Raw genomic sequence first — 22,961 nt, 5'->3', positions numbered from 1 at the left:
CGTCACACGCTATGCCCGTCTATCCGGTTGCGACGCGCTCCCTCGTCTGTCGCAGGCTTGACACCACCGCCGCCAGCAGCACGAGCTCGCCCAGGTTGCCCAGCCACGGCACCGCGAACCCGGCCGCCGCGGCGGCGAACATGGCGACCGCCCCGGCGAACAGCCACGGCCACCCGTCGCGCCGCCACAGCACCACCCCGACGCCGATCAGCACGAGGATCGCCACGACCGCCGGCACCGGCGGCCCGGCCGCGTTGTCGTTGACGTAGCGGAGGGTGTCGGCGTACCGCTCGGGCACCAGCCGCAGCCGCACAACGTCGGCCCAGATCCCGATCCCGACCAGCACCGCCGCGAGCGCTGTCAGCGCCCTGCGCCCGCCCCTTGCCAGCCCGGCCAGCCCGGCCAGCCCCGCCCCGACCACGATGAGCAGCGGCGTGAACAGCGCGTGCCCCACGAACCGCCCCGCGTTGAGCCCTTCGAGCGCATCCCCTTCACCGACGAACCGCCCGGCCGCGATCACCGTGTTGTCGTAGACGAGCGCACCCGCCACCACGACGACGAGCCACGCCCGCAGCCGCACCGCCACCACCCCGGCACCGACCATGCCGACCGCCAGCACCGCGAAGATGAGTGACACCATGCCGGACCCACCGTTTCACTGGAAGAAACACAGTTCCACTCACGGCAACGTACGGCCCTTCACCGGAACCGGTCAATCACTTCCAGGCATCGAACTCGCTGAGAACGTCCGGGACCCGGTCCTGGAGCGTCGTCAGAGCTCGGCGCGAAGCTCGGCGCGGCCGGTGTCGGCGTCGAAGGGCACCGACGCGTGCTCGTGAACGATCGTCCAGGCATCGCCTCGGCGGCGGAGGCAGCTCGTCGCGCGCACCCACATGCCGACCTCGGTGCCGTCCCGCATCGTGCCGCTGATCCGGACCAGGAAGTGGCAGAACGCAAGGTCGGCGCCGGCGGTGATCTCCAGGTCCCGGATCTCGTGCCCGATCCCCGTGCGGTACGACCCGATCCACCGCTCCAACCGGTCGGCCGGGTCCTCGCCGCGGCGGACGAGCGGGCCGACCGCGTCGTACAGCACGAGGTCGTCGTCGTAGCCGGCGGCCGCGGTGGCGGCGTCCCGGCGGGCGAAGGCGCGGGTGCGGTTCTCCAGCAGCGCGCGGATCTGCTGCTCGCTGCCGGCCGTCATCGCTGGGCCACCTGACGGCCGAGGGCGTCCAGCCAGTCGCCGGTGCCCTGCTCGCGCCACTCGGGCTGTTCCTGGTCGTCCAGGAAGGTTCCCTGTTCGGTGAGCACCAGGCGGGTCCCGTCGCCTTCGCGGGCGAGCTGCACGGTGGTCAGCGACACGGTCGACAGGACGCTGCCGGTGAACAGGGCCGTGGTGTACACGATGCGCTCGTCGGGGACGATGTCGTGATATTCGCTCCTCGCCACGAGGTCGGTCCCGGCGCCGCCGTGCACGGCCTCGGTGCCGCCGACCCGGAAGTCCAGCGAATACCGTCCGTCCTCGGCCGCGAACCACTTCGCCTTCGTGTCGCGGTCGGACCAGGCCGCGAAGACCGTGGCGGGCGCGGCTGCGTAGGTCCGCTCCAGCGTGAACGTGCTGTGCTTCACCGAGTGGTCGGTCATGATCCTGGCTCCTTCTGCTCGTCGTCGAGGACCGCGCCGAGGCGGTCCAGGCGGTGCTCCCACGTCGTGCGCTGGCGCTGCAACCACGCCTCGGCGTCGCGGAGGCCGGCGGGATCGATCTGGCAGGTGCGGACCCGGCCGGCCTTCTCCGACCGCACCAGCCCGCTGTCCTGCAGCACCTGGAGATGCTGGACCGTCGCGGCGACGGTCACGCCGAGCTGGGCGGCCAGCTCGCTCACGGTCGCCGGGCCGCGGGCCAGTCGCTCGATCACCGCCCGCCGGTTGCCGTCCGCGAGCGCGTGGAACACCCGGCCCGTCGCCCCCGCCTCATGCTTAAGCATGCACTTAACCGTAGCCGCCTGACCGGCAAAGCTCAAGTGATGGCTTAAGTGTTTGGTCATGCGTCCCGGCGGTGGAAGACGTACCCGGCCACGGCGATGGCGACCAGCGTGCTCACTGCGACCGCCGTGGTGTCCGGCACGTAGGTGGTCCGGAGCAGCGGGCCGACGTAGTACACGACGAGCAGCAGCACCACGGCCGCCTCGGTGCGCCGGACGAGGGTGCCGGCGGCCGCGGCGAGCAGGGTGGTGAGCGTCAGGTGCACGGTCGAGTGGAGGGCGACCAGCGCGGCGACCGGCAGCGCCACCACGGCGAGCGCGACGACCTTCGCGGCGTACAGAGGGAGCCGGCGCGGCATGGCGAGGAGGGTCGCGCGGATCTGGTCGCCGCCCTGGTGCTCGGAGGCGGTGGCCAGGACGCCGAGCACCAGGAACCCCGCCTGGACGTAGCGGACGGGCTGCGCCGCGTCCAGGGACGCCAGCAGGAGCGCGACGGCGACCGTCAGCAGCACGGTCAGCCGCAGCGACGGCAGCGTCAGCAGCTTGCGCAGCTCGGCGTGCAGGAGCGTCAGGAGCGTCACGGGTCGCGCCGGTGGAAGAGCGCGGCGCCGACGGCGAGGAGGGCCGCGATCCACGCCGTCATCACCAGGCCGGCGGTGAGCGGGGCGATGCGGACCGGGAAGTCGGGCGTGTGGAGGAACATTTGCGCGCCGACGATGTCCGGCAGGTACGCGGCCGCGTCGGTGACCTTCGTCAGCAGGTACGACACGGAGACGACGGTGCTGTTCACGATGAGGAACGTGAGCGGCACGATCCCGTTGCGCGTGATGAGCGTGATGGCGAACGACAACAGGGCGATCAGCGTCCAGTACAGGACGGCGGCGGCGACCCGGCCTGGCGCGGGCGCGGACACCCGGTCGCCGTGCAGGGCCTCGGTGAGCGTGAGCGCGGCGGCGGCGGTGACCGCGGCCTGGGTCGCGGCGACGAGGACGAGCGCGGTGGTCTTCGCGGCAAGCAGGCGCAGCCGGCCCGGGACGGCGGCGAGCGTCGCGGTCAGCTGGCGGGCGCGCGGGGCGTCGTGGCCGGTGTTGGTGTATTCGCTGCTGATGATGACCACGCCGAGCACCATCGGGCCGATGAGGCCGACGCCGAGGTCCTGCAGTCCCAGGTCGGACGTGTCGGTGATGGTGCCGTCGTCGATGCCGCGGCGGATGTACGGCGCGTTGAGCAGCACGATGACGGGTGCCAGCAGGGTGCCCAGGACGATGCCGATCCAGGCGGTCGGCAGGCCCAGCAGCTTGCGGACCTCGGCCGCCACCGCCCAGCGGAAGGCGCTCACCACGGCGCACCCGCGGTGGCGGTCAGGGCCAGGAACGCGTCCTCGAGGGTCGCGTGGTCGCCGGTGACCTCGGCGAGGCCGCCCTGCACCAGGATCCGGCCCTGGTGGATGACGACGACGTCGTCGGCGATCTCGGCGAGCTCGCCCATGAGGTGGCTGGAAAGCAGCACGGTGCCGCCCCCCGCGGCCCGGTCCCGCAGGAACTCGCGCATCCACCGGATCCCGGCGGGGTCGAGGCCGTTGACGGGCTCGTCGAGGACCAGCACCGCCGGGTCGCCGAGCAGGGCGGTCGCCAGGCCGAGCCGGCGGCTCATGCCGAGGGAGTAGCGGCCGGCGCGCTTGCGGGCGTCGCCGGCGAGGCCGACGACCTCGAGCACCTCGTCGGCGCGCGACACCGGCAGGCCGTTGCTCACGGCGACCCAGCGCAGGTGCGCGCGGGCGGTCCGGGCGCGGTGCGCGCCGCTGCCGTCCAGCAGCGCGCCGACGACGGTGAGAGGACGGTCGAGCTCGCGGTACGGGCGGCCGCACACGAGCGCGCTGCCGTGCTCCGGGCGGTCCAGCCCGAGCAGGACCCGCAGCGTCGAGGTCTTGCCGGCGCCGTTCTGCCCGAGGAACCCGGTGACGCGTCCGGGGCGCGCCTCGAACGTGACGTCGTGCAGGACCCGCGCCCTGCCCTTGCGCTTGCTGACGCGATCGATCGTGATCATAGGCCGAGTCAACCGGGGCGCCCGGCCGCGGGCATCGGGCCCGGCTCGGATCGTCGCGGCGGCGTGCGACCGTGGGCCGTCAGACCCTGGTCTGAGCACTACAGTCGGCGGCGTGAACGCCCATCCGCGTCCGTCGGGACGCTCCAGCGTCCTGCCGGTGCTCGTCATCGTGGGCACGGTGCTGCTGGCGGCGATGTGCACGGTCGGCGGGGACGGCCCGGGCCGGATCGTGCTGCCGTGGGCGATGGTCGGCGCCGCGCTCGCCGCCGCGGCGTGGGCGGTGCGCCGCGCCCGCGCGGACCGGGCCGCCTACGAGTCGCGCCTGACCGCGTGGGCCGCGTCGGAGGCAGTGCTCGCCGAGCGGCTGCGGATCGCCGGCGACCTGCACGACATCGTCTCGCACGGCCTGGGACTCATCACGGTCCGCGCCGCGGCGACCCGGCACCTGCCGAAGCCGGCGGAGGTCGAGGCGGCGCTGACCGACATCGAGGACGCGAGCCGGCACGCGACCGCGGAGCTGCGGCGGATGCTGACGGTCCTGCGCGAGCCGTCCGCCGCCGGGCTGCGCGCGCCGCTGGACGGCCTGGACGACCTGCCGGCGATCGTCGACGGCGCGGCGGTCGCCGGCCTGCGCACCCGGCTCACCGTCGACCCGGAGCTCGGCGCGGTGTCGCAGGGCGTGCAGGTGGCGGTGTGCAAGACCGTCCGGGAAGGGCTCAGCAACGCCGCGCGGTACGCGGGCCCCACCGACGTCCGGGTGGCCGTGCACCGTGACGGGCGGTTCGTCGTGGCCGCCGTGACCGACGCCGGGCCGTCCGACCCCGCGTGGCGGGCGACGCCGGGCGCCGGGCACGGCCTCGTGGGCCTGCGGGAGCGAGTGACCAGCCTCGACGGCACGCTGACGGCCGAGCCGGTCGGCGGCGGATTCCGGGTCGCCGCGCGGATCCCGGATGACGCGGCATGACGTACATGACGGATATCGCGGACATCAGGGTCATGCTGGTCGACGACCAGCCGCTGCTCCGCCACAGCCTCGCGATGATCATCAACAACGAGACGGGTCTCCGCGTGGTCGCCGAGGCGGGCGACGGTGCCGACGCCGTCGCGCAGGCCCGCGCCGCCAGGCCCGACGTGATCCTCATGGACGTGCGGATGCCGCACCTCGACGGCCTGCAGGCGACCCGCCGCATCTGCGCCGACCCGTCGCTGGCCGCGGCGCGTGTGCTGGTGCTGAGCATGTTCGAGCTCGACGAGTACGTCTACGAGGCCCTGCACGCGGGCGCCTCCGGCTTCCTGCTCAAGGACGCCCGGCCCGCCGAGCTGATCGAGGCGATCCGCCGCACGCACCGCGGCGAGTCGCTCTTCGCGCCGTCGATCCTGACCCGGCTCGTCGCGCACTACGTGGCCGCGCCCCGCCCGGACCGGCCGACCGCGGCGCTGCGGCGGCTCACCGGCCGCGAGGTCGAGGTGCTCACGCTCATCGGCGGCGGGCTGTCCAACGACGAGATCGCCACCGCGCTGTCGATCTCGGTGAAGACCGTGAAGTCGCACATCACGCACCTCATGGCGAAGCTCGCGGCGCGGGACAGGGCGCAGTTGGTGATCGCCGCCTTCGATGCCGGTCTGGTACGGCCACGCTCGTGAAAGCCCTGTGAAACGGGGTCGCGCGGGGTTTGGCTGTAGCGGTACAGTCCGGCCATGACCTTGGCCGCTCCGCCGCGCCAGCGGCCGCTCAGTCGTGCCCTCCTACCGCTCGGGCTGATGTTCTTCGCCGTCGGCATCTCCGTCGCCGTCGTCTTCCCGTTCCTGTCGCTGTTCCTGAGCACGGCCGTGCACGCGGACCCCGTCCAGGTCACCGTGTTCCTCATCGCGTCACCGCTGACCGGCGTGCTGGTCTCCTCCGTGGTCGGCCGGGTGTCGGACCGGTGGCCGATCCGCCGGAAGATCCTGGTCGGTGCCGCCCTGTTCGGCGTCGTGGGCAGCCTGGTCGCGATGTTCGTCCGCGACTACTGGGTGCTGTTCGCGCTGTGCATGACCGCCTACGCGTTCGCCGGCTCGCTGTTCCCGCAGTCCTTCGCGTACGCCCGGCAGATCCTCGAGCGGGACAGTCCCGGCCAGGCGGCGATGGGCATCAGCGCGCTGCGGACCGTATTCTCCCTCTCGTGGGTCGGCGGCCCGGCGCTCGCCGCGGTGCTGCTGGACGTCGGTGGGTTCCGGCTGGTGTACGGGCTGGCCGCCGCCACGTATGCCCTCGCCGCCCTGATCGCGGTGGTCTGGCTCGAGGAGGTGGAAGCGCCGGCCCCTTCGAAGACGGCGGAACCGTCCGCCGACGCGCCGGCGGGACCTTCGGCCGACGCGGCGGCGGGACCTTCGGCCGACGCGGCGGCCGGGCCGGAGGGGCCGCGTTGGGTGCTGTGGTTGACGATCGTGGCCTTCGTGCTGATGCAGGTGCCGATGACGCTCGGTGTGCAGGCGCTGCCGCTGTACATCGAACAGGACCTGCACAGCGACGCGTCCCGGGCCGGTCTGATCCTCGGCCTGTGCGCCGCCCTGGAGATCCCGCTGATGCTCGGCCTCGGCGCGCTCACCACCCGCTTCAAGCTGCAGACGCTGATCCTCATCGGCGGAGCGTGCGGGACCGCCTACTACGCGATCGCCTGGGTCGCGCCCAACCTGTGGGTGCTCGCCGCCGGGCAGGTGGTCAACGCGCTGTTCATCTCCGCCATCTCCGGCGTCGGCATCACGTACGTCCAGGACCTGCTGCCCGGTCAGCCGGGGCGGGCCACCACGTTGTACACCAACACGTTCCCGATCGGGTCGGTCGTCGCCGGCCCGTTGTTCGGCGTGGCCGCGCACTTCGGCTACCGGTCCGCGTTCGGCATGAGCACAGCCCTGATGGGCGCCGGGTTCCTGCTGCTCGTCGTCACCGCCATGTGGGTCCGGCCGTCGCGCTCCGCAACGTACCCGACACGGTAATGCGGGACGAGCGGGCGCGCGCTACCGTTCCGAGCCATGAGTTCCGTTGCACTGGCGGAGGAGCTGCTCCTGCTCGCCTACGATGACGACACCGGGAAGGCCACCGGCTCCCACATCGGCCTCGACCTCGGCATGGCCGCGGGCGTCCTGGTCGACCTGGCGCTCGCCGGGCGGCTGGCGTACGCCGGGGGGATGATCGTCGTCGTCAAGGACGCGCCGACCGGCGAGCCGATCGCCGACGAGGTCCTCGCCCGGGTTGTCGGCGACACGCCGCACACCCCGGCGTCGTGGCTGCAGCGGCTCCGGCACGGCCTGCGCGACCGGGTCCTGGCCGACCTCTGCTCCCGGGGCATCCTCACCGACGTCGACGAGGTCCAACTCGGCTTCATCCACGTGCACCGCTACCCGATGGCCGACGCGACCGTGGAGACCGAGGTGCGCGCCCGCCTCGGCCGCGCCCTGACCGGCGACGACGTCCCCGACGAGCGGACCGCGGCCCTCGCGGCGCTGGTCGCGGCGGCGCGGATGGAGCCGGCGCTCTACCTGTCGGGCGACGAGATCGCGGCGGCGCACCGGCGGCTGGAGGAGATCAGCGACAACGCCGGCTTCACGGGCACGGTCAGCATGGAGGAGTCCTCGATCCGCCCGTCGGTCGCGCTCGTCGTCAGCGTCCTCGTCCAGGCCATCCAGACCGCGCTCGGCACCGCCCGCGCCTGACCCCGCTCGTGACGGCGGGCCGCCCGGCCCGCCGTCCGGCCTTGTGGCAGCATGTCCGGGTGCGTCACGTGTCCGACGACCAGCGCCGGTCCCGGCTCGCGGTCCGGCACGCGCTCGCCCCGGACTTCAGGGTGGCGACCCCCGAGTCCGTCACCGGGGCGATGACCGTCCTGCACGCCACCGAGCCCGCCACGGTCCACCTGTCGTGCCAGGCCCGGACCACGGACCTGCGCCCCGCCGACGTGGACCGCGCCCTGTACCAGGAACGGACCCTGGTCAAACAGCTCGCCATGCGCCGGACACTCTTCGTGTTCCCGCGCGAGCTGCTCCCGGCCGTCTGGCCGAGCGCGTCCGCCCGGGTCGCCGCCGGCGAACGCACCCGCCTGGTCAGGGACCTCGTCGCCACCGGCACCACCACCGACGGCGACGAATGGCTCGACCGCGCCCGCGCCGAGGTCCTCGCCGCGCTCACCGCCGCACCCGACGGCCTGCAGCCGACCGAGATCCGCCGCGCCGTACCGATGATCGACGTCACGCTCGACATCACCACCGCCGACCCGCGCGTGTCGACCCGCGTCCTGACCTACCTCGGCGCCGCCGGCGACATCGTCCGGGCCGTCAACGCCGGCGGCTGGCACCTGTCCCGCCCGCGCTGGACCCTAATGTCCTCGTGGCTGCCCTCGGCGGAGCACGCCGTGGCGGCGGACGGCTACCGCGAGATCGTGCGGCGCTGGCTCTTCACCTTCGGCCCCGGCACCGAGGACGACCTGGTCTGGTGGCTCGGCGCCACCAAGGGCATCGTCCGTGCCGCCCTCGCCGCCCTCGGCGCCGTGCAGGTCTCCCTCGACGGCGGCGGCACCGGCTGGCTCCTGCCCGACGACCTCGACGACCTCCCCGACCCCGGCCCGTGGGCCGCCCTGCTCCCCGTCCTCGACCCGACCGTCATGGGCTGGCAGCACCGCGACTTCTACCTCGGCCCGCACCGCGCCGGCATCTTCGACCGCCGCGGCAACGCCGGCACCACCGCCTGGTACGCCGGCCGCGTGGTCGGCTGCTGGACCCAGGACCCCGCGGGCGTCGTGCGGCTCCGCCTCCTCGAGGACGTCCCCGACGAGGCCCGCCGCCTGCTGTCCGCCGAGGCCGACCGCCTGACGCAGTGGTGCGCGGGCTTCCGCGTCCCGACCATCTACAACTCCCCGGCCATGCGCGCCTGACCCGCCGCGCCGGCTCACAGCCTCGCGCTCGTCCACCGGCTGCCGGTAGATGAACTCGAACCCGAATCCGCCGCCGAGATCGTCGTCGTAGCAGATGTGGTCCGGGGCACCCCGCCGCCCGATGGCCAGGCTGTCGGTCTCGCCCGCGTAGAACGGCCCCGGCACGTTGCGCCAGTTCCGATGCTCCCAACGCCCGGTGAAGAGCCGATCGGCGGGCTCGCCGAGGCGCTCCACCACACTCCGCGCGGTGGGCAGCGGGTCCCAGTAGCCGGTCATCGGCCCATCCTGCCCGACGCGGCCGCCGCAGCCCCTGCCGGTACTGTGGGTCGATGGGGGAAGCGGTCAACGTCATCGATCTCGACGAGCCCGCGGAGCGGTCCGTGCGGCCGCCGGTGGTCGCGCGGTGGCGACGCAGGGTGCCGGTGAAGGCGGTGGCGCTCGTGGTGCTCGGCGTCCTGATCGGTGCCGTCGCCGGTCAGCGGTGGGAGGCCGCGCGGCAGGAAGAGCGGCGGGCGGCGGAGGTGTCGCTGTTCGTGACGGTTGCCGGGACGGAGTCGGGCCAGGGCGACCGCAGCCGGCTGACCATCGGGGGCACCGTGACCGTGCTCAACGGCGGGCCGAGGCCGGTTCAGGTGGCCGGCGCGGGCGTGGTCGCCGACGTCATGGTCTGGGGCGAGCACCGGATCGAGCCTGGCGCGGCGGGCTGGTTCCGGGTCAGCGCCACCATCACCTGCACCGACGACGCCGCGAGCCGGCCGCTACGGGTCGGGCTGGTGGCGGTGACGGAGGACGGGGTCCGACGCCCGGTGACGACCACGATCCAGCTGAACGGCACCAGCTGGCAGGACCAGGTGAGGCGCGGCTGCCCACGGCGCTGACCGCCCGGCCTCACCGACCGGATTCCCGGCGCCGTCCTTGTGCGGATGCCGGCAAGGTCGAGGCCGTACGTCTTCCACCGCCGGGACGCATGACCAGCGCGCGGCCTTACTCGCCCGCTGCCGCACCCCACACCAGCGGCTCCCGGGCGTGCAGGACGGTGATCGCCTCGTCGACCCTGCCCTGCCGGATCAGCACCTCGGCGAGCAACTCGCCGTGGAGGTGATCGGAGCGGCCGGGCTGCAGCACCGACTCCGCCGCGTTCCGGTCGCCGGTGTCCGCGTGCCGCCGAGCCGTCGCGATGGCTGCCTCCACGTCACCGCCGGCCACGAGCGCATCCACGGACAGCTTGGCCGCTTCTCCCGGGACGCCGTCGGCCGGCAAGGGGCGGTGCGGGTCGGGGGGCGCGGTGCCGTCGGTCAGGAACGGGCGGTACAGGTCGAGAGCCGCCGCGAACCCGCCCCGCGCCACCAGGTCCTTGCCCAGCGCCCGCGCGCAACCCCAGTCGCCGTCCAACGCCTCCCGCCGCACGGCCTCGCTGTGCCCCTCGGCGACCAGCAGCTCAGTCAGCGGAAACGGGATCCACCGCGGATCTAGCATGACCACGAATCCTACGGTTTCGCGGCGCTGCGAGCTTCTGGCCAGGGATTTGCCGGCCTGGCGGCGTGGGGGCCGGGTGACTTCGGCGGGGCGGGGTACATATTTTTCGCCGGGATGCCTGACGGTGTCGAGAACGGGGAGCCGGCTCCGTCCCAGGGGGACAACCGGTCGAGAACGAAGGAGCACACCGTGAAGTACCTGCTGCTGAAGCACTACCGTGGCGGACCGACGCCGGCGGTCGACCACCCGCCGATGGACCAGTGGGCGCCTGAGGACGTCGACGCGCACATCCGGTACATGGGCGAATTCGCGACCAGGTTGGAGAAGGCCGGCGAGTTCGTCGACATGCAGGCGCTGGCTCCGGAGGGCGCGTTCGTGCGGCACGACGGGGAGGGGCGGCCGCCGGTGACCGACGGTCCGTTCGCCGAGACGAAGGACCTCATCGCCGGCTGGTACGTCATCGACGTCGAGTCGTGGGACCGCGCGGTCGAGCTGGCCGGCGAGCTGTCCGCCGCTCCCGGCCCGGGCGGCCGGCCGATCCTCGAGTGGCTGGAGGTCCGGCCGTTCTACACCGAGCTGCCCTCGGTCGGCGAATGAACGAGCCCCTGCTGCGGGAGCTCGTGCCCGCGGTGATCGGTGTCCTCGTCCGGCGCGGAGCGGATTTCGCGTCGGCCGAGGACGCCGTGCAGGAGGCGCTGATCCGGGCCTTGAAGCTGTGGCCGGACGACCCGCCGCGCGACCCGAAGGCCTGGCTCGTCGCCGCGGCGTGGCACAAGTTCGTCGACGCCGCCCGCTCCGAGGCGTCCCGGCGGGACCGGGAGCTGGCCGTGCAGGACGAGCCGCCCGCCGGGGCGGTGCCCGGCGCCGACGACACGCTCCGGCTGTACTTCCTGTGCGCGCACCCGTCGCTGCCGCCCGCCGCGGCCGTCGCCCTCACGCTGCGCGCCGTGGGCGGGCTGACGACGCGGCAGATCGCCCTCGCCTACCTGGTGCCGGAGGCGACGATGGCGCAGCGGATCAGCCGCGCGAAGCGCCGCATCGCGGGGCAGTCCCTCGACCGGCCCGGCGACCTGGGCACGGTGCTGCGGGTGCTGTACCTCGTGTTCAACGAGGGCTACAGCGGCGACGTCGACCTGGCCGCCGAGGCGATCCGGCTCACCCGCCAGCTCTTCGCGCTGACCCGGGAACCTGAGGTCGCCGGGCTGCTCGCGCTGATGCTGCTGCACCACGCGCGGCGCGCCTCCCGTACCGGCGCCGACGGCCGGCTGGTGCCGTTGAGCGAACAGGACCGGTCCCGCTGGGACACCGCCCTCATCGCCGAGGGCGTCGAGATCCTGCAGGCGGCGCTGGCCCGCGACCGGCTCGGCGAATACCAGGCGCAGGCCGCGATCGCCGCCCTGCACGCCGACGCGCGCACCACGGAGTCGACCGACTGGGTGCAGATCGTCGAGTGGTACGACGAGCTGCTCCCGCTCACCGGCGACAGCCCCGTGGTGCGCCTCAACCGGGCCGTCGCGGTCGGCGAGGCCGACGGCCCGCGGGCCGGCCTGGCGGCGCTGGGCGGCGTCGACCCGGCCGTCCCCCGGTACGCGGCGGTGGCGGCCCATCTGCACGAGCGCGCCGGCGACCTGGCCCGCGCCGCGGACCTCTACGCCGAGGCGTCCCGCGCCGCGACCAGCGTCCCGGAGCGCGACCACCTCACCCGCCAGGCCGCCCGCGCCCGCCACCGCGGCCGTTGAGCCGACCAGCGGTGGAAGCAGGCTGGCCTTCACATCCGGTCGCGGCTGCAGTACGCGGGCCTCATCCGGTGGCGCGGCTGCCGTACGCGGGGCCGAACACGACGAGCAGGGCCAGGTCCTCGGTCACGTCGACGAACCGGTGCTCCTCCCCCGCCGGCACGAACACGACCGACCCCGGGCCCACGTCCGCCGACCCGCCCGGCGTCGCGCGGGTCGCGATGCGGTGGCAGGTCAGTGCGGGTTGGGCACGCCGGCGAAGGTCGAGGGCACGGAGAGGCTGCGCCATCTGGGGAGGGGCCAGCAGGTGACGAACGCGCGGCCCACGACGCGGTCGACGGGGATGGTGCCGCTGGAGGCGCCGAGGTGGGCGCGGGAGTCGGCGGAGGCGCTGCGGTGGTCGCCGAGCACGAACAGGCGGCCGGCGGGCACCGTGACGTCGAACGGGGTCATGGACGGCTCGTCGCCCGGGTAGAGGTAGTCCTCGTCCAGGGCGGTGCCGTTGATGGTGACCCGGTGCTTGTCGTCGCAGCACTTGACGCGGTCGCCGGCGACGCCGATGACGCGCTTGATGTAGTCCTCGTCGGGGCCGGCGGACCACGCGGGCGGCGGGCGGAAGACGATGATCTCGCCGCGCTCGGGGTCACGGAAGCGGTACAGCACCTTGTTGACGAGCACCTTGTCGTCGATGATCAGCGTCTGCTCCATCGAGCCTGACGGGATGAAGAACGTCTGGACCAGATAGGTGCGCACGACGATCGCCACCAGCGCCGCCACGACAAGCATGACGATGTTCGCCGTCCAGCGCGACCGCCTGCTCTTCACGTTCCCCGTTGCAGGCACGGCCGCAGCGTACATCGTCGATGCCAATGGATCTGCCCGGCACTGGTGGCGGTCGTTGTGGCATTGGCGACCCGGCTACGTTCAGCACCCAGGTCAATACATTCGGTGACGATACCGGCGCGGGGCCGGGGCCGCCGCGCCGGGTGTGCGGGGCTTGCTACAGGTCGAACTCCGCCGGTGGGATGCCGACGGCGAAGCAGGCCTCGCGGACCGCCCTCTTCTCGTTGTCGTCGAAGTTGCCGTCGGCGCCGCCGATGATGATGCCGATCTGGATGACGGCGCGGGCGTGGTCGGGCTTCGACTTGAGCTTCGCGATCGTGGCGATCGCCTCGACCTTGCCGAACTCGAAGTCGCGGACCAGCCGGTCGGCATAGAAGGCGAACTTCTGCCGCAGCTCGTCGGGCGGGAAGACCGCCAGGATGTCGTTGCTGGTGATGACGCCCTCGGTGCGCTGGCGCTCCGACGGGTCGATGCTGCCGTCGGCGGCGGCTATGAGCGCGCACATCGCCATGCTCGCGTTGGCGAACTCCTTGCTCTTGAACTGGCCGGCCCGCGTCTTGAGCTGCCCGCTCATCTCCTGCGTCCGACTCTTGAGCTGGTCGAAGAATCCCATGCTGCCATCCCCCATCGTTCGAAGCCCCCGCCGGGAAGCCTACCCGCGCCGCCTGACAGAAAGCTGCGAGCGCGCTGCCCGCGACCGGCGGCCTGAGCAGGCGTCACCCCGTACCGGCGACGCTGCCGCAACATGAGCGGCACCGCGGACAATTCGGGAAACTCCGCAACATTTCACCCACGTGTGAGGTTGACCGTTGAGGTCAGCGTGCCGGTCATCTCGTCGCCTGATCGCCGGTACCGTCCGGCTCGAGTGGCCCGTGGAGGTGCCGCCGACGAACCCTCAGATCACCCAGCGCGAAACGGTCGTGGACGCGACCGACCTGGAAGGCAACGGCACCTGGCTGACGGTCGCCGCCGCCACCGCCGGTGACCGTGCGTGGGCCGACACGACCCTCGGCGGCCCGTCCGGCGGGGTGTCGGGCCGGCTCCGCGAACCCCCCGACGACCGGGGCGACGTGCCGGTGGCCGTCGGTGCCGTCCACAGTCAGTACGCGGTCGTCGGACGGCACGGCGACGAGCCGACGGTGTACCTGTCGCCCAGCGGGAGCCACTGGTGGGACCGCCCGCTGCCCCTGCCCGGCACCGGCCCGGCGGAGCCGCTCGGCGTCGCGGGCGCGCCGGACGTGTTCCGCCCCGAACGCTCCGCCTTCGACATCGGCCCGGGTGTCGTGGTCGGCCGCGCGGGCGGCACCGCCGTCATCTGGTCCAGCGCCGACGGCGGCTTCACCTGGCAGGTCCGGGCGCACCCGGAGGCGGCCGAGCTGACCGGCGTCGCCCACGACGGCTCGGCGTTCGTCGCCACCGGCACCGGCCCGGGCGGCGACGTCGTGGTCCTCACCTCCGCCGACGGCGTCACCTGGCAACGGGATCCCCGCGCGGTGCCGGCGGGCGCAAGGCCGTTCCGTTCGGTGTACGCGCTGCGCCCACCCGCCCGGCCGGTGTTCGATCTCGGCGGCCCGCCGACGCCACCGCCGTCCGTCTACGCCGTCAGCGCGGACGGCGGGTGCGCCACGGTGTGGCGGCGTGACCCGGACGCCTGGGTGGCGGAGCCGCTCGGCTGCCACGGCGTGCCGGCGTCCCTCGCCCAGCTCGCCGACGGCCGCGTCGCCGCCATCGGAGGCACCACGCTCTGGCTGCGCAAGCCGTAGACAGCAACCGTGGTCAGGCGTCCTGGTCCAGGAGAGCGACGCGGCGGCGGCCCGCGGTCCGCCGGTAGCTCGCGTCCAGCAGCTCGGTGATCTCGTCCCAGTCGGTGCCGTCGCCCAGGTCCACGCCGATCCAGCCGGACGGGCCGAGGTAGGCCGGGACGTAGCTGCGGGCGTCCTCCAGCAGCGCCTCGCGTTCGGCCGGGTCGACCAGCACGAGCACCGAGCGCTCGTGCTGGCGGTAGGTGCCGTCGACCTTGACCGAGCCGCCGTAGTAGGCGAACACCTTCGTCGTGTAGAACGCCGGGTGCCCGTGGGAGATCTTCTCCGCGGCGTCGGGCAGGGCGAGCGCGAGCTCCCGCACCCGGCCCAGGATCGGGTCGGCGTCGTCGAACATGATGGGGTGGCCCATGGAGCGACGATAACCGGGGCCAGCCGCGGGCCCGGCGACGGGTGTGACCCAGGACACCTTAGAGTCGGTGTATGCGAGCGGTTTGGATCACCAGGGCCGGCGGCCCCGAGGTGCTCGAGGTGCGCACCACGCCCAACCCGTCGCCCGCCGCGGGCGAGATCCGCATCCGGGTGCACGCGGCCGGGCTGAACTTCGCCGAGGTGATGGCCAGGCAGGGCCTCTACCCCGACGCGCCGCGCCTGCCGTGCGTCGTCGGCTACGAGGTGGCGGGCGTGGTCGACGCGCACGGCCCGGGCGTCGACGGCCCGGCGATCGGCAGCCGGGTGCTGGCGCTCGTGCGCTTCGGCGGGCACGCCGAGCTGGTGTGCGCCCCCGTCGCGCAGGTCGTCGAGCTGCCCGACGCGCTGGGGTTCGAGGAGGCCGCCGCCATCCCGGTCAACTACCTCACGGCGTACCACATGCTCTTCCGCGTGGCGAACCTCCGCGCCGGCCACCGGATCCTCGTGCACATGGCGGCCGGCGGCGTGGGCCTCGCCGTGCTGCAGCTGTGCCGCACCGTGCCGGACGTGGTGACGTTCGGGACCGCGTCGGCCGGCAAGCACGAAGTGCTGCGCGAGTTCGGCTGCACGCATCCGATCGACTACCGCACCGAGGACTACGCCGCCCGGGTCCGTGCCATCACCGGCGGGGACGGTGTCGACATCGTCCTCGACCCGCTCGGCGGTCGCGACTGGAAGCGCGGGATGCGGCTGCTGCGACCGGTCGGGCAGCTCATCGCGTACGGCTTCGCGAACGCCGCCTCCGGTGAGCGGCGCAGCATCCTTCGACTCGCCCGGCAGGCGGTGGGCGTGCCGCTGCTGAGCCCGCTCGGCCTGATGAACCAGAACCGCACGGTCAGCGGCGTGAACCTCGGCCACCTGTGGGGCCGCCCCGACCTGCTCCGCGAGGAGCTGTCGGCGCTCATGGACCTGTGGCACGCCGGCGTGGTGAAGCCGCGCATCGACGGCGTCTACCCCTTCGACCGCGCCGCCGACGCGCACCGCCGCCTCGGCGAGCGCCGCAACATCGGCAAGGTGCTGCTGGTGCCCTCCGGCTGACCTACGTCGCCGCCCGCACCCACAGGTCCCGGTTGCCGGCGATGACGACCCGCCCGTCGCGCAGCGTCGCGACCGCCTGCGGCGGGGCGTCACCGCAGCCCAGCTCCCCGCGCTGCCACGCCCCGGCGCCGTCGCCGAGCCAGACGACGCCACAGTAGTCGTTGCGCTCGTCCACCTTGTGCTGCCGGGAGTCGTCGATGACGCCGACGACCACCACGGTCCCGTCCCCGCCCGCGGTGACGTCCGCGACCCGCCCGGCCCCCATGCCCTCGACCGTGCCCCGCGTCCACGTCAGCCCGTCGGCGCTGGTCAGCACGTACGTGGAGTCCTGCTGCCCGCCGCCCTCGATCCCGCCGAACGCCAGCCACCGGTCGGCGGCCTTCACCAGCCGGGTCAGCATGAGACCCGCCGGCAGTCCCTCCACTGTGGACACCTGCCAGGTCCGGCCGCCGTCGGTCGACCGCCACGCCCCCGGCTGGTCCCATCCGTAGCCGATCGCGACCACGGTGTCGCCGTCCGCCTCGAGCACCGCGAGCAGCTGCCGCTCCGCCCGGCTCTGCCGTGGTGCCGCCGGCAGGTCGACCCGCCGCAGCGTCACGCCCCCGTCGTCGGAGACGAGGACCGCCGGCGGCTGCTCCTTCTTCGCGGTCAGGTCGGCGTTGACGATGATCCTGCCGCTCGCCGTCCTGACCATCCCCCTGACCAGGCTCCGCGACCCCTGCCCCTCGAACCCGGTGGTCGACAGGTCCAGCCTGGCCAGCTGCTGGGGTTCGCCGCCGCGGTACCGGTAGAGCCCGGAGCTTCCGGCGGCGAGGACGCTCCCCTCCGCCTCGACGACGAACCCGTCCCCGCCGATCCCGCCACCGGCCCACCCGCCGCCCTTCCCGGGCGGCCGGTCCCCGCCGGCGTCGCTCCCGCCCGGCGCGGGGTCGATCGCCAGCCGGTCGCACGTCTCGTTCCCCGTCCAGTTCGCCCCGACCGCCCGGAACCCGTTCTGATAGGTGCCGATCCCGAGCACGCACCCCCCGACCGGCAGCAGCCGCTGCAACCCCTGCCCTTGCGGGATCCAGTCGGACACCGCCGGCCACTCGACCGCCCCGCCGTGCCTGACGAACCCGAGCTCGGTCGCCGGCACCTTCCCGAGTCCCCTCCGCCCCTCGGTGTCGGCGCTCCACCCGCCGTCGCCGACCTGCTGCCCGCACCCGCCGGAACCCAGCATCATCGCGACCACGACGACAGCACGAACCGCTCGGTACATCCCCGAATCCTCCCAGACCCCCGCGAATCCCATCGCCCGTGCGAGCGGCCGGAGATAGGGAATTTTCCTCTTCTGGGGGTCGGGCGGCGGCCGGAGACTCGCGGCATGGGTGACGAGGCGGTGCCGTGGGCGGCGGAGCTGGGTGAGCGGCTCTTCGTGACGCCGGGGCGATGGGGATGGCGGAGCGTCGACGTCGTGGCGGGCGAGCGGCACGACGGGCTCGTGCCGTCGGAGCGGCCGGAGTGGGTGGAGCCGCCGCGGCCGGACACCAGCGAGCTGCGACGGGCGGTGTCGGTCGCGTTCTGGGCGCTGATGGGGCAGGTCCTGGCCGTGGTCGGCGGCCTCGTCGCGGCCGGCGTCCTGCTGCCGCGGATGCGGCAGTGGCTGGCCGAGCAGGGGTTCGAGGGGGACGCCTACCCGGCCGTGCGGCTGTTCGCGGGGATCGGCCTGCTCGTGCTGGCGTTCAAGGTGCTGCCCCGGATGGGCGCGTACTACGTGGCGCTGCGTAACCAGCGGGAGTTCGAGGCGCCGTTCCGCCGGGCGAGGAGGCTGGAGCGGCAGCGGTACGAGACGGCCGCCGCCGAGTGGAACGACGCGATCCGCCGGCGGGACGAGCGGGTGCACGCGCGCAGGGACGGACCGGAGTGGATCCCCGTGCTGCCGGAGGTGCCGCCGGCCCGTACGGACGTGATCGGCGGCGACCCGCGCCGGCACGGCTGGGCGAGCCTGCTCGTTACGCTCGGCACGTCGGTGCTGGCCGGCGGGGAGCGGATCGCGCTGCTGGACCTCACGGGGCGGGACGTCGGCGGCGGGCTCGAAGCGGTCGCGCGGGCCCGGGGGCGGGCCACGCACCGGGTCGACCTGCCCGGGGCGGGCGTCGACCTGTTCGCCGGCGTCGGCGAGGAGGCGCTGCTCGACGTCGTGACGTACACCCTGACCGGGCGCGACGAGACCGGCGACCTGCGGCACGAGCGGGCCCTCACCAGGGATCTGCTCCGGCAGGTCCTGCGCACCCTCGACGGGCCGGTCACCCTCGCGCGGCTGGCCGCCGGGGTGCAGGTGCTGCGCAGGGCCACGGCCGCTCCGGTACTGACCCCCGCCGAGCTGCGGCAGCTGGCCGAGCGCGTCGGCGAGGTCGGCGACGACGACTGGTCGGTAAGGCAGCTGCGGTTCGTCGCCGGGCAGCTGGCCGTGCTCAGCGACGGCGAGACCGTCCGGGTGGGCAGCCGGCCGCTGTGGGCGGACGCGGCGCTGTCGGTGGTGGCGACGGCAGGCGGCCGGGACGACCGCAAGGACCTCGTCGACCGGATGCTCGCCCACCTCGCGCAGGCCACGATGCACCGCGGCCGGCGGTTCGCGGACGTGTTCGTCGTGGCGGGCGCGGACCGGCTCGGCGCGGCGACCCTGGAGATGCTGTCGGACAACGCCCGCGCCGCCGGGATCAGGCTGATCCTGATGATCGACCAGCCGCAGGGCGACATCGAGCGGACCGTCGGCACCGGCGGCGCGGTCTGCGTCATGAAGCTGTTCAACCACCGTGACGCCGAGGTGGCCGCCGCGTTCATCGGCCGCGAGCACCGGTTCGTGGTCAGCCAGGTGACCCGGGAGGTGGGCCGGGCGTTCACCGACGGCGGCGGCGACACGTTCACCGGCGCGACCGACCGCGCCTCCAACGCCCTGCCCGGCGCCGTCCGCGTACGCGGCGCCACCACCGGCCTCGCGGAGTCGCGCGGGCACACGTGGTCCGGGGTGCGCAGCTGGTCCTCGACGCAGCAGGTGAGCTCCGCCTCGGTGTCGTCGCGGGTGTACGAGTTCCTGGTCGACCCGCAGCAGCTGAGGAGCCTGCCGGAGACCTCGTTCGTCCTCGTCGACAACACGGCGCGCGGCCGCCGGGTCGAGCTGGCCGACGGCAACCCCGGCATCTGCCTGCTGGACCGGGTGGCGCTGCGGGGCGAGGACGGGTGACCGGGGACGCGCTGCGAGGGTTCCGGTTCCACCGCCTGCTGGAGGTCCCCGGACGGGCTGGCGACGAGGAGTTCCGGGCCGCGGTCGACGGCTCCCACGCCGCCCTCGCGGGCCACCCGGACGCCGCGGTCATGGCGGTCTGGACGCGCCCACCGGCGGACCGCCGGCTGCGGCTCCTGCTGGCCGGCCGCCCGCTGTTCCCGCCCGCGGTGGACGGCGGGGTGCTGTTCCCGCCCGGCGCCGTCGCCGAGCCGTTCGACGCGGGCGCGGCCACCGCGCTGCTGGACGCGTTCCCGCACTGGGTGGTGTGCGAGGGCCGGTTCGACCCGCTGTGGGGCGGCGAGGAGGGGCGCGGCGCGTTCGACAGCTTCGTCGGCCACCTGAGCGAACCGTTCGCGTTCCTCGTCGTCGCCGGGCCGCTGACCGCCGCCGCCGTCGAGCCCGAGCTGGACGGCCTCGTCACCGACATCGTGGTCCTCGACCGGCCGCAGCTGAGCGAGGCCGGCCGCCGCACCCTGGAGCGCAAGCAGGCCAGGCACCGCGAGCTGACCCGCGCCCAGCTCGGCGGCGCCTGGCGGGTCAAGGTGCTCGTCGCCGGGGCCGTCCCGCGGCAGGCGGCCGTCACCGCCGCGATGCTGTGCGCGGCCGCGCAGCTCGACGGCCTGCCGTACCGGTTGATCCCCGGCGACCAGGCGCGGCCGCTGCGGGACGCGCTGGCCGCCGGCGGCTGGTTCACCGCCGGTGCGCCGCTGCTCACCGCGCTGCTCCGCCCGCCCCGGCGGGAGCTTCCGGGACTGCGCCTGGTCACCCCGCACACGTTCGACGTGACCCCGGAGCAGCCGCCCGGTGAGGGCGTGCGGCTCGGCGCCGTCCTGGACCGCGCGAGGCACCCGTGCGACGAGCTGTGGCTGCCGTTCGGCGCGCTCAACCGGCACACGCTCGTCTGCGGCACGACCGGCGCCGGCAAGTCGCACACCGTGCGGCACCTGCTCCGGCAGGCGACCCGGCGGGGGCTGCCGTGGCTGGTCCTGGAGCCGGCGAAGGCGGAGTACGCCCGGCTCGGCGGCGCCGTCGTCATCCGCCCGAACGACCCCGACGCGCCGCCGGCCGGTCTCAACCCGCTCGAACCGGCGCCCGGCTTCCCGCTGCAGACCCACGTGGAGCTGCTGCGGGCACTGTTCCTGGCGGCGTTCGCGGCGCACGAGCCGTTCCCGCAGGTGCTCGCCGCCGCCCTGCACCGCTGCTACGAGGAGCTCGGCTGGGACCTGACCCTCGGCGCGCCCGCGCACCCCGGGCAGCGACCGCGCTACCCCACCCTCGGCGACCTGCAGCGCGTCGCCGAGGCCGTGGTCCGCGACGTCGGCTACGGGCGGGAGATCTCCGACAACGTGCGCGGGTTCATCGCCGTCCGCCTGGCCAGCCTCCGCCTCGGCAGCGTCGGCAGGTTCTTCGACGGCGGCCACCCGATCGACGTCGGGCGGCTCCTGTCCCACGACGTCGTGCTGGAGCTGGAGGACGTCGGCGACGACACCGACAAGGCGTTCCTGATGGGCGCGGTCGTCATGCGGCTCGTCGAGCACCTGCGGGTCGCGCCGGCCGGCCGCGGCCTGCGGCACCTGACGGTGGTGGAGGAGGCGCACCGGCTGCTGCGCCGCCCCGGCGCGGACACGCCCGGGCCGGCCGCGCACGCGGTCGAGCTGTTCGCGGCGCTGCTGGCCGAGGTCCGCGCGTACGGCGAAGGCATCGTCGTGGTCGAGCAGATCCCCGGCAAGCTCGTCCCCGACGTCGTCAAGAACACGGCGGTCAAGGTCGTGCACCGGCTCGCCGCCGCCGACGACCGGGACCTCGTCGGCGCCGCCATGAACCTCGACGAGGAGCAGTCGCGGCATCTGCTGACCCTCGCGCCCGGCGAGGCGGCGGTGTTCCCCGACGGCGCAGACCACGCGCTCCTGGTGCGGGTGCCCGGCGGTACCGACGCTGAAGACGCGAACAGGTCGGCCGCCGGCATCGGTGCCGTCATCGGCCGGCGCAGCGCCACGTGCGGCGCCGCCTGCCTGCGGTCGGCGTGCACGCTGCGGCACATGCGGACCGCGCAGCAGCTGCTCGCCGCCGAGCCGTGGCTGGCGCTGTGGGCGGAGCTGGCGGTCCTGGCGCACCTCGCCGGCCACCCGACGCCGGTGCCGCGGCCCGACCTCCGCGAGGCCCTCGCTGGCCGGGAGGTTGGCGCACGGGTCCTGGACTGCGCGATCTCCCACGCCGTCGACGACGCGGTCGCCGTCCGGTCGTCCGTGCTGCAGCCGTCGGTGAGCCCGGACGCCCTCGCCACCCACGTGTGCGCGGCCCTGCGGGCGCCGGGAGGGCACCGGTGCGGGGACGCCGCCCTGACGTTCCTCGCGCGGCCGTACCGGTGGGAGCGGGTGCGGCACGCGCTCACCCTGAGCGGGCCGGACGGACCGGACCCGCGGACGGCACGGTGGCAGCGCGAGCTCCACCGGATCATCCCCGGCACGACCCGAGCCGAGCAGCTGGCGGCGGTGACCGGCTGGCTCGCCGAGGAGCACCGCGACCGGCCACGGCGCGACCTGGTGACGTTCGGCGCCCGGCGACCGTCCACTGTGGAGCTGACGGTCGGCGGTGTACCGGACGCCGGGGACTGGCCCGAGCGGGTCGGCACCGCCCTGACCCAGTTCGACGGCTGCACCTGGCCCACCATCCACCTGCTGAACCCGGCCCAGCGAAGGAGCACCTCGTGAGCGACACCGGTTCCATGTCCAACGACTCCGTGTCCAGCTCGATGTCCACCTCGATGTCGTCGTCGAGCGGTGCCGACTCGCGCGGCGACCAGCACAGCGACGCACCGGCCCAGACCACGGCGAGCACCGCCGCCGACCACGACCATGACTTCCACTACTACGTGACCAGCCCCCGCGAGCCGTCCGGCGACGACACCACCGCCGACACCGCCGCCACGGGCTCCCCGATCGGTGACGGCGGCCAGACCGGCGTCACGCACCCGGCCGACGGTGAGAAGCCGGCCGGGTACTCCACGGGGGTGCAGGACCACGGCGCGGTCGCGAGCGTGCCCACCCAGCACGACAAGGACGTCGCGACCTGGATGGAGCAGGAGGCCCAGATCGCCAAGGCCCTCGCCCAGCAGGCCGAGCTCGAGAAAATGCCCGCCATCGGCGCCACCCACGCGGACACCCTCAAGACACTGGACGACGCCGCCCACTCCGCGGCCGCGGCGTATGTGGGCAACGTCGCCAGGAATCTCGGCGCCGACGAGCACGACGTCCAGCACTACTCCAAGGGCAGCGCGGGCGTGAGTGACCTCGCGAGCAGCGTCGCCATGACCAAGGGCAGCGGCGGGGCGTCGCTGCCCGGTCAGGAGTCTCCTCAGCAGATGGTCGACAAGGCTCAGTCCGCCACAGGTCGCTGACCGGCGCTCCAGTCGGCGGCGGTGTCGCGGACGTACGACTCGT

General features: G+C 74.0%; 26 protein-coding genes. 13 read left to right on the top strand and 13 right to left on the bottom strand.

Annotated elements, in window-relative coordinates; all coding sequences use genetic code 11:
- Positions 1-19 precede the first annotated feature (19 nt).
- From ABZ321_RS22865 to ABZ321_RS22835, 7 genes are all read right to left on the bottom strand, one after another.
- Positions 20-640, bottom strand: coding sequence for a hypothetical protein (locus ABZ321_RS22865; protein ID WP_354894300.1), 621 nt, complete (start codon positions 638-640; stop codon positions 20-22).
- A 132-nt stretch (positions 641-772) separates the two neighbouring features.
- Complete coding sequence (locus ABZ321_RS22860) at positions 773-1,201, bottom strand: nuclear transport factor 2 family protein (protein WP_354894297.1); 429 nt, start codon at positions 1,199-1,201, stop codon at positions 773-775.
- Complete coding sequence (locus tag ABZ321_RS22855; RefSeq protein WP_354894294.1) at positions 1,198-1,641, bottom strand: SRPBCC domain-containing protein; 444 nt, start codon at positions 1,639-1,641, stop codon at positions 1,198-1,200. The genes ABZ321_RS22860 and ABZ321_RS22855 overlap by 4 nt, the downstream gene beginning before the upstream one ends.
- Positions 1,638-1,982, bottom strand: coding sequence for a metalloregulator ArsR/SmtB family transcription factor (locus ABZ321_RS22850; RefSeq protein WP_344499824.1), 345 nt, complete (start codon positions 1,980-1,982; stop codon positions 1,638-1,640). Before ABZ321_RS22850 ends, ABZ321_RS22855 begins: the two co-directional genes overlap by 4 nt.
- Before the next feature lie 56 nt (positions 1,983-2,038).
- Positions 2,039-2,560, bottom strand: coding sequence for a hypothetical protein (locus tag ABZ321_RS22845; protein WP_344499822.1), 522 nt, complete (start codon positions 2,558-2,560; stop codon positions 2,039-2,041).
- On the bottom strand, positions 2,557-3,318 hold the full coding sequence (locus ABZ321_RS22840) for a hypothetical protein (protein ID WP_354894290.1): 762 nt from the start codon (positions 3,316-3,318) through the stop codon (positions 2,557-2,559). Before ABZ321_RS22840 ends, ABZ321_RS22845 begins: the two co-directional genes overlap by 4 nt.
- The gene (locus ABZ321_RS22835) at positions 3,315-4,025 is read right to left on the bottom strand and encodes an ATP-binding cassette domain-containing protein (protein WP_344499818.1); all 711 of its coding nucleotides are present in this window, start codon (positions 4,023-4,025) and stop codon (positions 3,315-3,317) included. Before ABZ321_RS22835 ends, ABZ321_RS22840 begins: the two co-directional genes overlap by 4 nt.
- Positions 4,026-4,137: 112 nt before the next feature.
- Here ABZ321_RS22835 and ABZ321_RS22830 point away from each other — a divergent pair, with 112 nt between their 5' ends.
- The 6 genes from ABZ321_RS22830 (at position 4,138) to ABZ321_RS22805 (ending at position 9,810) form a co-directional block, all read left to right on the top strand.
- Positions 4,138-4,989 (top strand): histidine kinase, encoded by an 852-nt coding sequence (locus ABZ321_RS22830; RefSeq protein WP_354894286.1) that lies wholly within the window; start codon positions 4,138-4,140, stop codon positions 4,987-4,989.
- A gap of 32 nt (positions 4,990-5,021) precedes the next feature.
- Complete coding sequence (locus ABZ321_RS22825) at positions 5,022-5,669, top strand: response regulator transcription factor (protein WP_354894664.1); 648 nt, start codon at positions 5,022-5,024, stop codon at positions 5,667-5,669.
- A 54-nt stretch (positions 5,670-5,723) separates the two neighbouring features.
- Positions 5,724-7,001, top strand: coding sequence for a sugar efflux transporter (locus tag ABZ321_RS22820; protein ID WP_354894283.1), 1,278 nt, complete (start codon positions 5,724-5,726; stop codon positions 6,999-7,001).
- 36 nt (positions 7,002-7,037) lie between these two features.
- Positions 7,038-7,718 (top strand): GPP34 family phosphoprotein, encoded by a 681-nt coding sequence (locus tag ABZ321_RS22815; RefSeq protein ID WP_344499812.1) that lies wholly within the window; start codon positions 7,038-7,040, stop codon positions 7,716-7,718.
- Positions 7,719-7,777: 59 nt separating this feature from the next.
- The gene (locus ABZ321_RS22810; RefSeq protein WP_354894279.1) at positions 7,778-8,932 is read left to right on the top strand and encodes a winged helix DNA-binding domain-containing protein; all 1,155 of its coding nucleotides are present in this window, start codon (positions 7,778-7,780) and stop codon (positions 8,930-8,932) included.
- A 329-nt stretch (positions 8,933-9,261) separates the two neighbouring features.
- Positions 9,262-9,810, top strand: coding sequence for a hypothetical protein (locus tag ABZ321_RS22805; RefSeq protein WP_354894276.1), 549 nt, complete (start codon positions 9,262-9,264; stop codon positions 9,808-9,810).
- Positions 9,811-9,916: 106 nt separating this feature from the next.
- Here ABZ321_RS22805 and ABZ321_RS22800 read toward each other — a convergent pair whose 3' ends face one another.
- Positions 9,917-10,408: a hypothetical protein gene (locus ABZ321_RS22800; protein ID WP_354894273.1), complete on the bottom strand. Its 492-nt coding sequence runs from the start codon at positions 10,406-10,408 to the stop codon at positions 9,917-9,919.
- A gap of 189 nt (positions 10,409-10,597) precedes the next feature.
- On the opposite strand from ABZ321_RS22800, the gene ABZ321_RS22795 reads away from it, so the two are divergent.
- Positions 10,598-11,005 carry a YciI family protein gene (locus ABZ321_RS22795; protein WP_344499804.1) on the top strand — a complete coding sequence of 136 codons (408 nt, stop codon included), beginning with the start codon at positions 10,598-10,600 and terminating at the stop codon, positions 11,003-11,005.
- A complete protein-coding gene (locus ABZ321_RS22790) occupies positions 11,002-12,147 on the top strand; it encodes a DUF6596 domain-containing protein (RefSeq protein ID WP_354894270.1) in 1,146 nt (381 codons plus the stop codon). Before ABZ321_RS22795 ends, ABZ321_RS22790 begins: the two co-directional genes overlap by 4 nt.
- 61 nt (positions 12,148-12,208) lie before the next feature.
- Here ABZ321_RS22790 and ABZ321_RS22785 read toward each other — a convergent pair whose 3' ends face one another.
- From ABZ321_RS22785 to ABZ321_RS22775, 3 genes are all read right to left on the bottom strand, one after another.
- Entirely contained in the window at positions 12,209-12,331 is a 123-nt protein-coding gene (locus ABZ321_RS22785) for a hypothetical protein (protein WP_354894267.1), read from the bottom strand.
- 47 nt (positions 12,332-12,378) lie between these two features.
- On the bottom strand, positions 12,379-12,930 hold the full coding sequence (gene lepB, locus ABZ321_RS22780) for a signal peptidase I (protein WP_344500718.1): 552 nt from the start codon (positions 12,928-12,930) through the stop codon (positions 12,379-12,381).
- Positions 12,931-13,144: 214 nt separating this feature from the next.
- Positions 13,145-13,600 carry a TerB family tellurite resistance protein gene (locus ABZ321_RS22775; protein WP_344499798.1) on the bottom strand — a complete coding sequence of 152 codons (456 nt, stop codon included), beginning with the start codon at positions 13,598-13,600 and terminating at the stop codon, positions 13,145-13,147.
- Positions 13,601-13,859: 259 nt separating this feature from the next.
- Here ABZ321_RS22775 and ABZ321_RS22770 point away from each other — a divergent pair, with 259 nt between their 5' ends.
- Positions 13,860-14,750: a hypothetical protein gene (locus tag ABZ321_RS22770; RefSeq protein ID WP_354894262.1), complete on the top strand. Its 891-nt coding sequence runs from the start codon at positions 13,860-13,862 to the stop codon at positions 14,748-14,750.
- A 13-nt stretch (positions 14,751-14,763) separates the two neighbouring features.
- Here ABZ321_RS22770 and ABZ321_RS22765 read toward each other — a convergent pair whose 3' ends face one another.
- Positions 14,764-15,159 carry an MmcQ/YjbR family DNA-binding protein gene (locus tag ABZ321_RS22765; RefSeq protein WP_354894259.1) on the bottom strand — a complete coding sequence of 132 codons (396 nt, stop codon included), beginning with the start codon at positions 15,157-15,159 and terminating at the stop codon, positions 14,764-14,766.
- Positions 15,160-15,230: 71 nt separating this feature from the next.
- Here ABZ321_RS22765 and ABZ321_RS22760 point away from each other — a divergent pair, with 71 nt between their 5' ends.
- On the top strand, positions 15,231-16,256 hold the full coding sequence (locus tag ABZ321_RS22760; RefSeq protein ID WP_354894257.1) for a medium chain dehydrogenase/reductase family protein: 1,026 nt from the start codon (positions 15,231-15,233) through the stop codon (positions 16,254-16,256).
- A gap of 1 nt (position 16,257) precedes the next feature.
- On the opposite strand, the gene ABZ321_RS22755 is transcribed toward ABZ321_RS22760, so the two are convergent.
- Positions 16,258-17,514 (bottom strand): hypothetical protein, encoded by a 1,257-nt coding sequence (locus ABZ321_RS22755; RefSeq protein ID WP_354894255.1) that lies wholly within the window; start codon positions 17,512-17,514, stop codon positions 16,258-16,260.
- Positions 17,515-17,619: 105 nt separating this feature from the next.
- Here ABZ321_RS22755 and ABZ321_RS22750 point away from each other — a divergent pair, with 105 nt between their 5' ends.
- From ABZ321_RS22750 to ABZ321_RS22740, 3 genes are read left to right on the top strand one after another with little or no spacing between them, the layout of a single operon-like run.
- The gene (locus ABZ321_RS22750) at positions 17,620-19,479 is read left to right on the top strand and encodes a hypothetical protein (protein ID WP_354894252.1); all 1,860 of its coding nucleotides are present in this window, start codon (positions 17,620-17,622) and stop codon (positions 19,477-19,479) included.
- Positions 19,476-22,232, top strand: a complete 2,757-nt coding sequence (locus ABZ321_RS22745) for an ATP-binding protein (RefSeq protein ID WP_354894249.1) — start codon at positions 19,476-19,478, stop codon at positions 22,230-22,232. Before ABZ321_RS22750 ends, ABZ321_RS22745 begins: the two co-directional genes overlap by 4 nt.
- Positions 22,229-22,918, top strand: coding sequence for a hypothetical protein (locus ABZ321_RS22740; RefSeq protein WP_354894246.1), 690 nt, complete (start codon positions 22,229-22,231; stop codon positions 22,916-22,918). Before ABZ321_RS22745 ends, ABZ321_RS22740 begins: the two co-directional genes overlap by 4 nt.
- Positions 22,919-22,961: the final 43 nt, after the last annotated feature.

Origin of the sequence: Dactylosporangium sp. NPDC006015 (genome assembly GCF_040614215.1) — a bacterium.
Taxonomy (GTDB): Bacteria; Actinomycetota; Actinomycetes; order Mycobacteriales; family Micromonosporaceae; genus Dactylosporangium; species Dactylosporangium maewongense.
The sequence above is the reverse complement of the archived record's forward strand: the minus strand, read 5'-3'. Positions and strand labels throughout refer to the sequence as shown.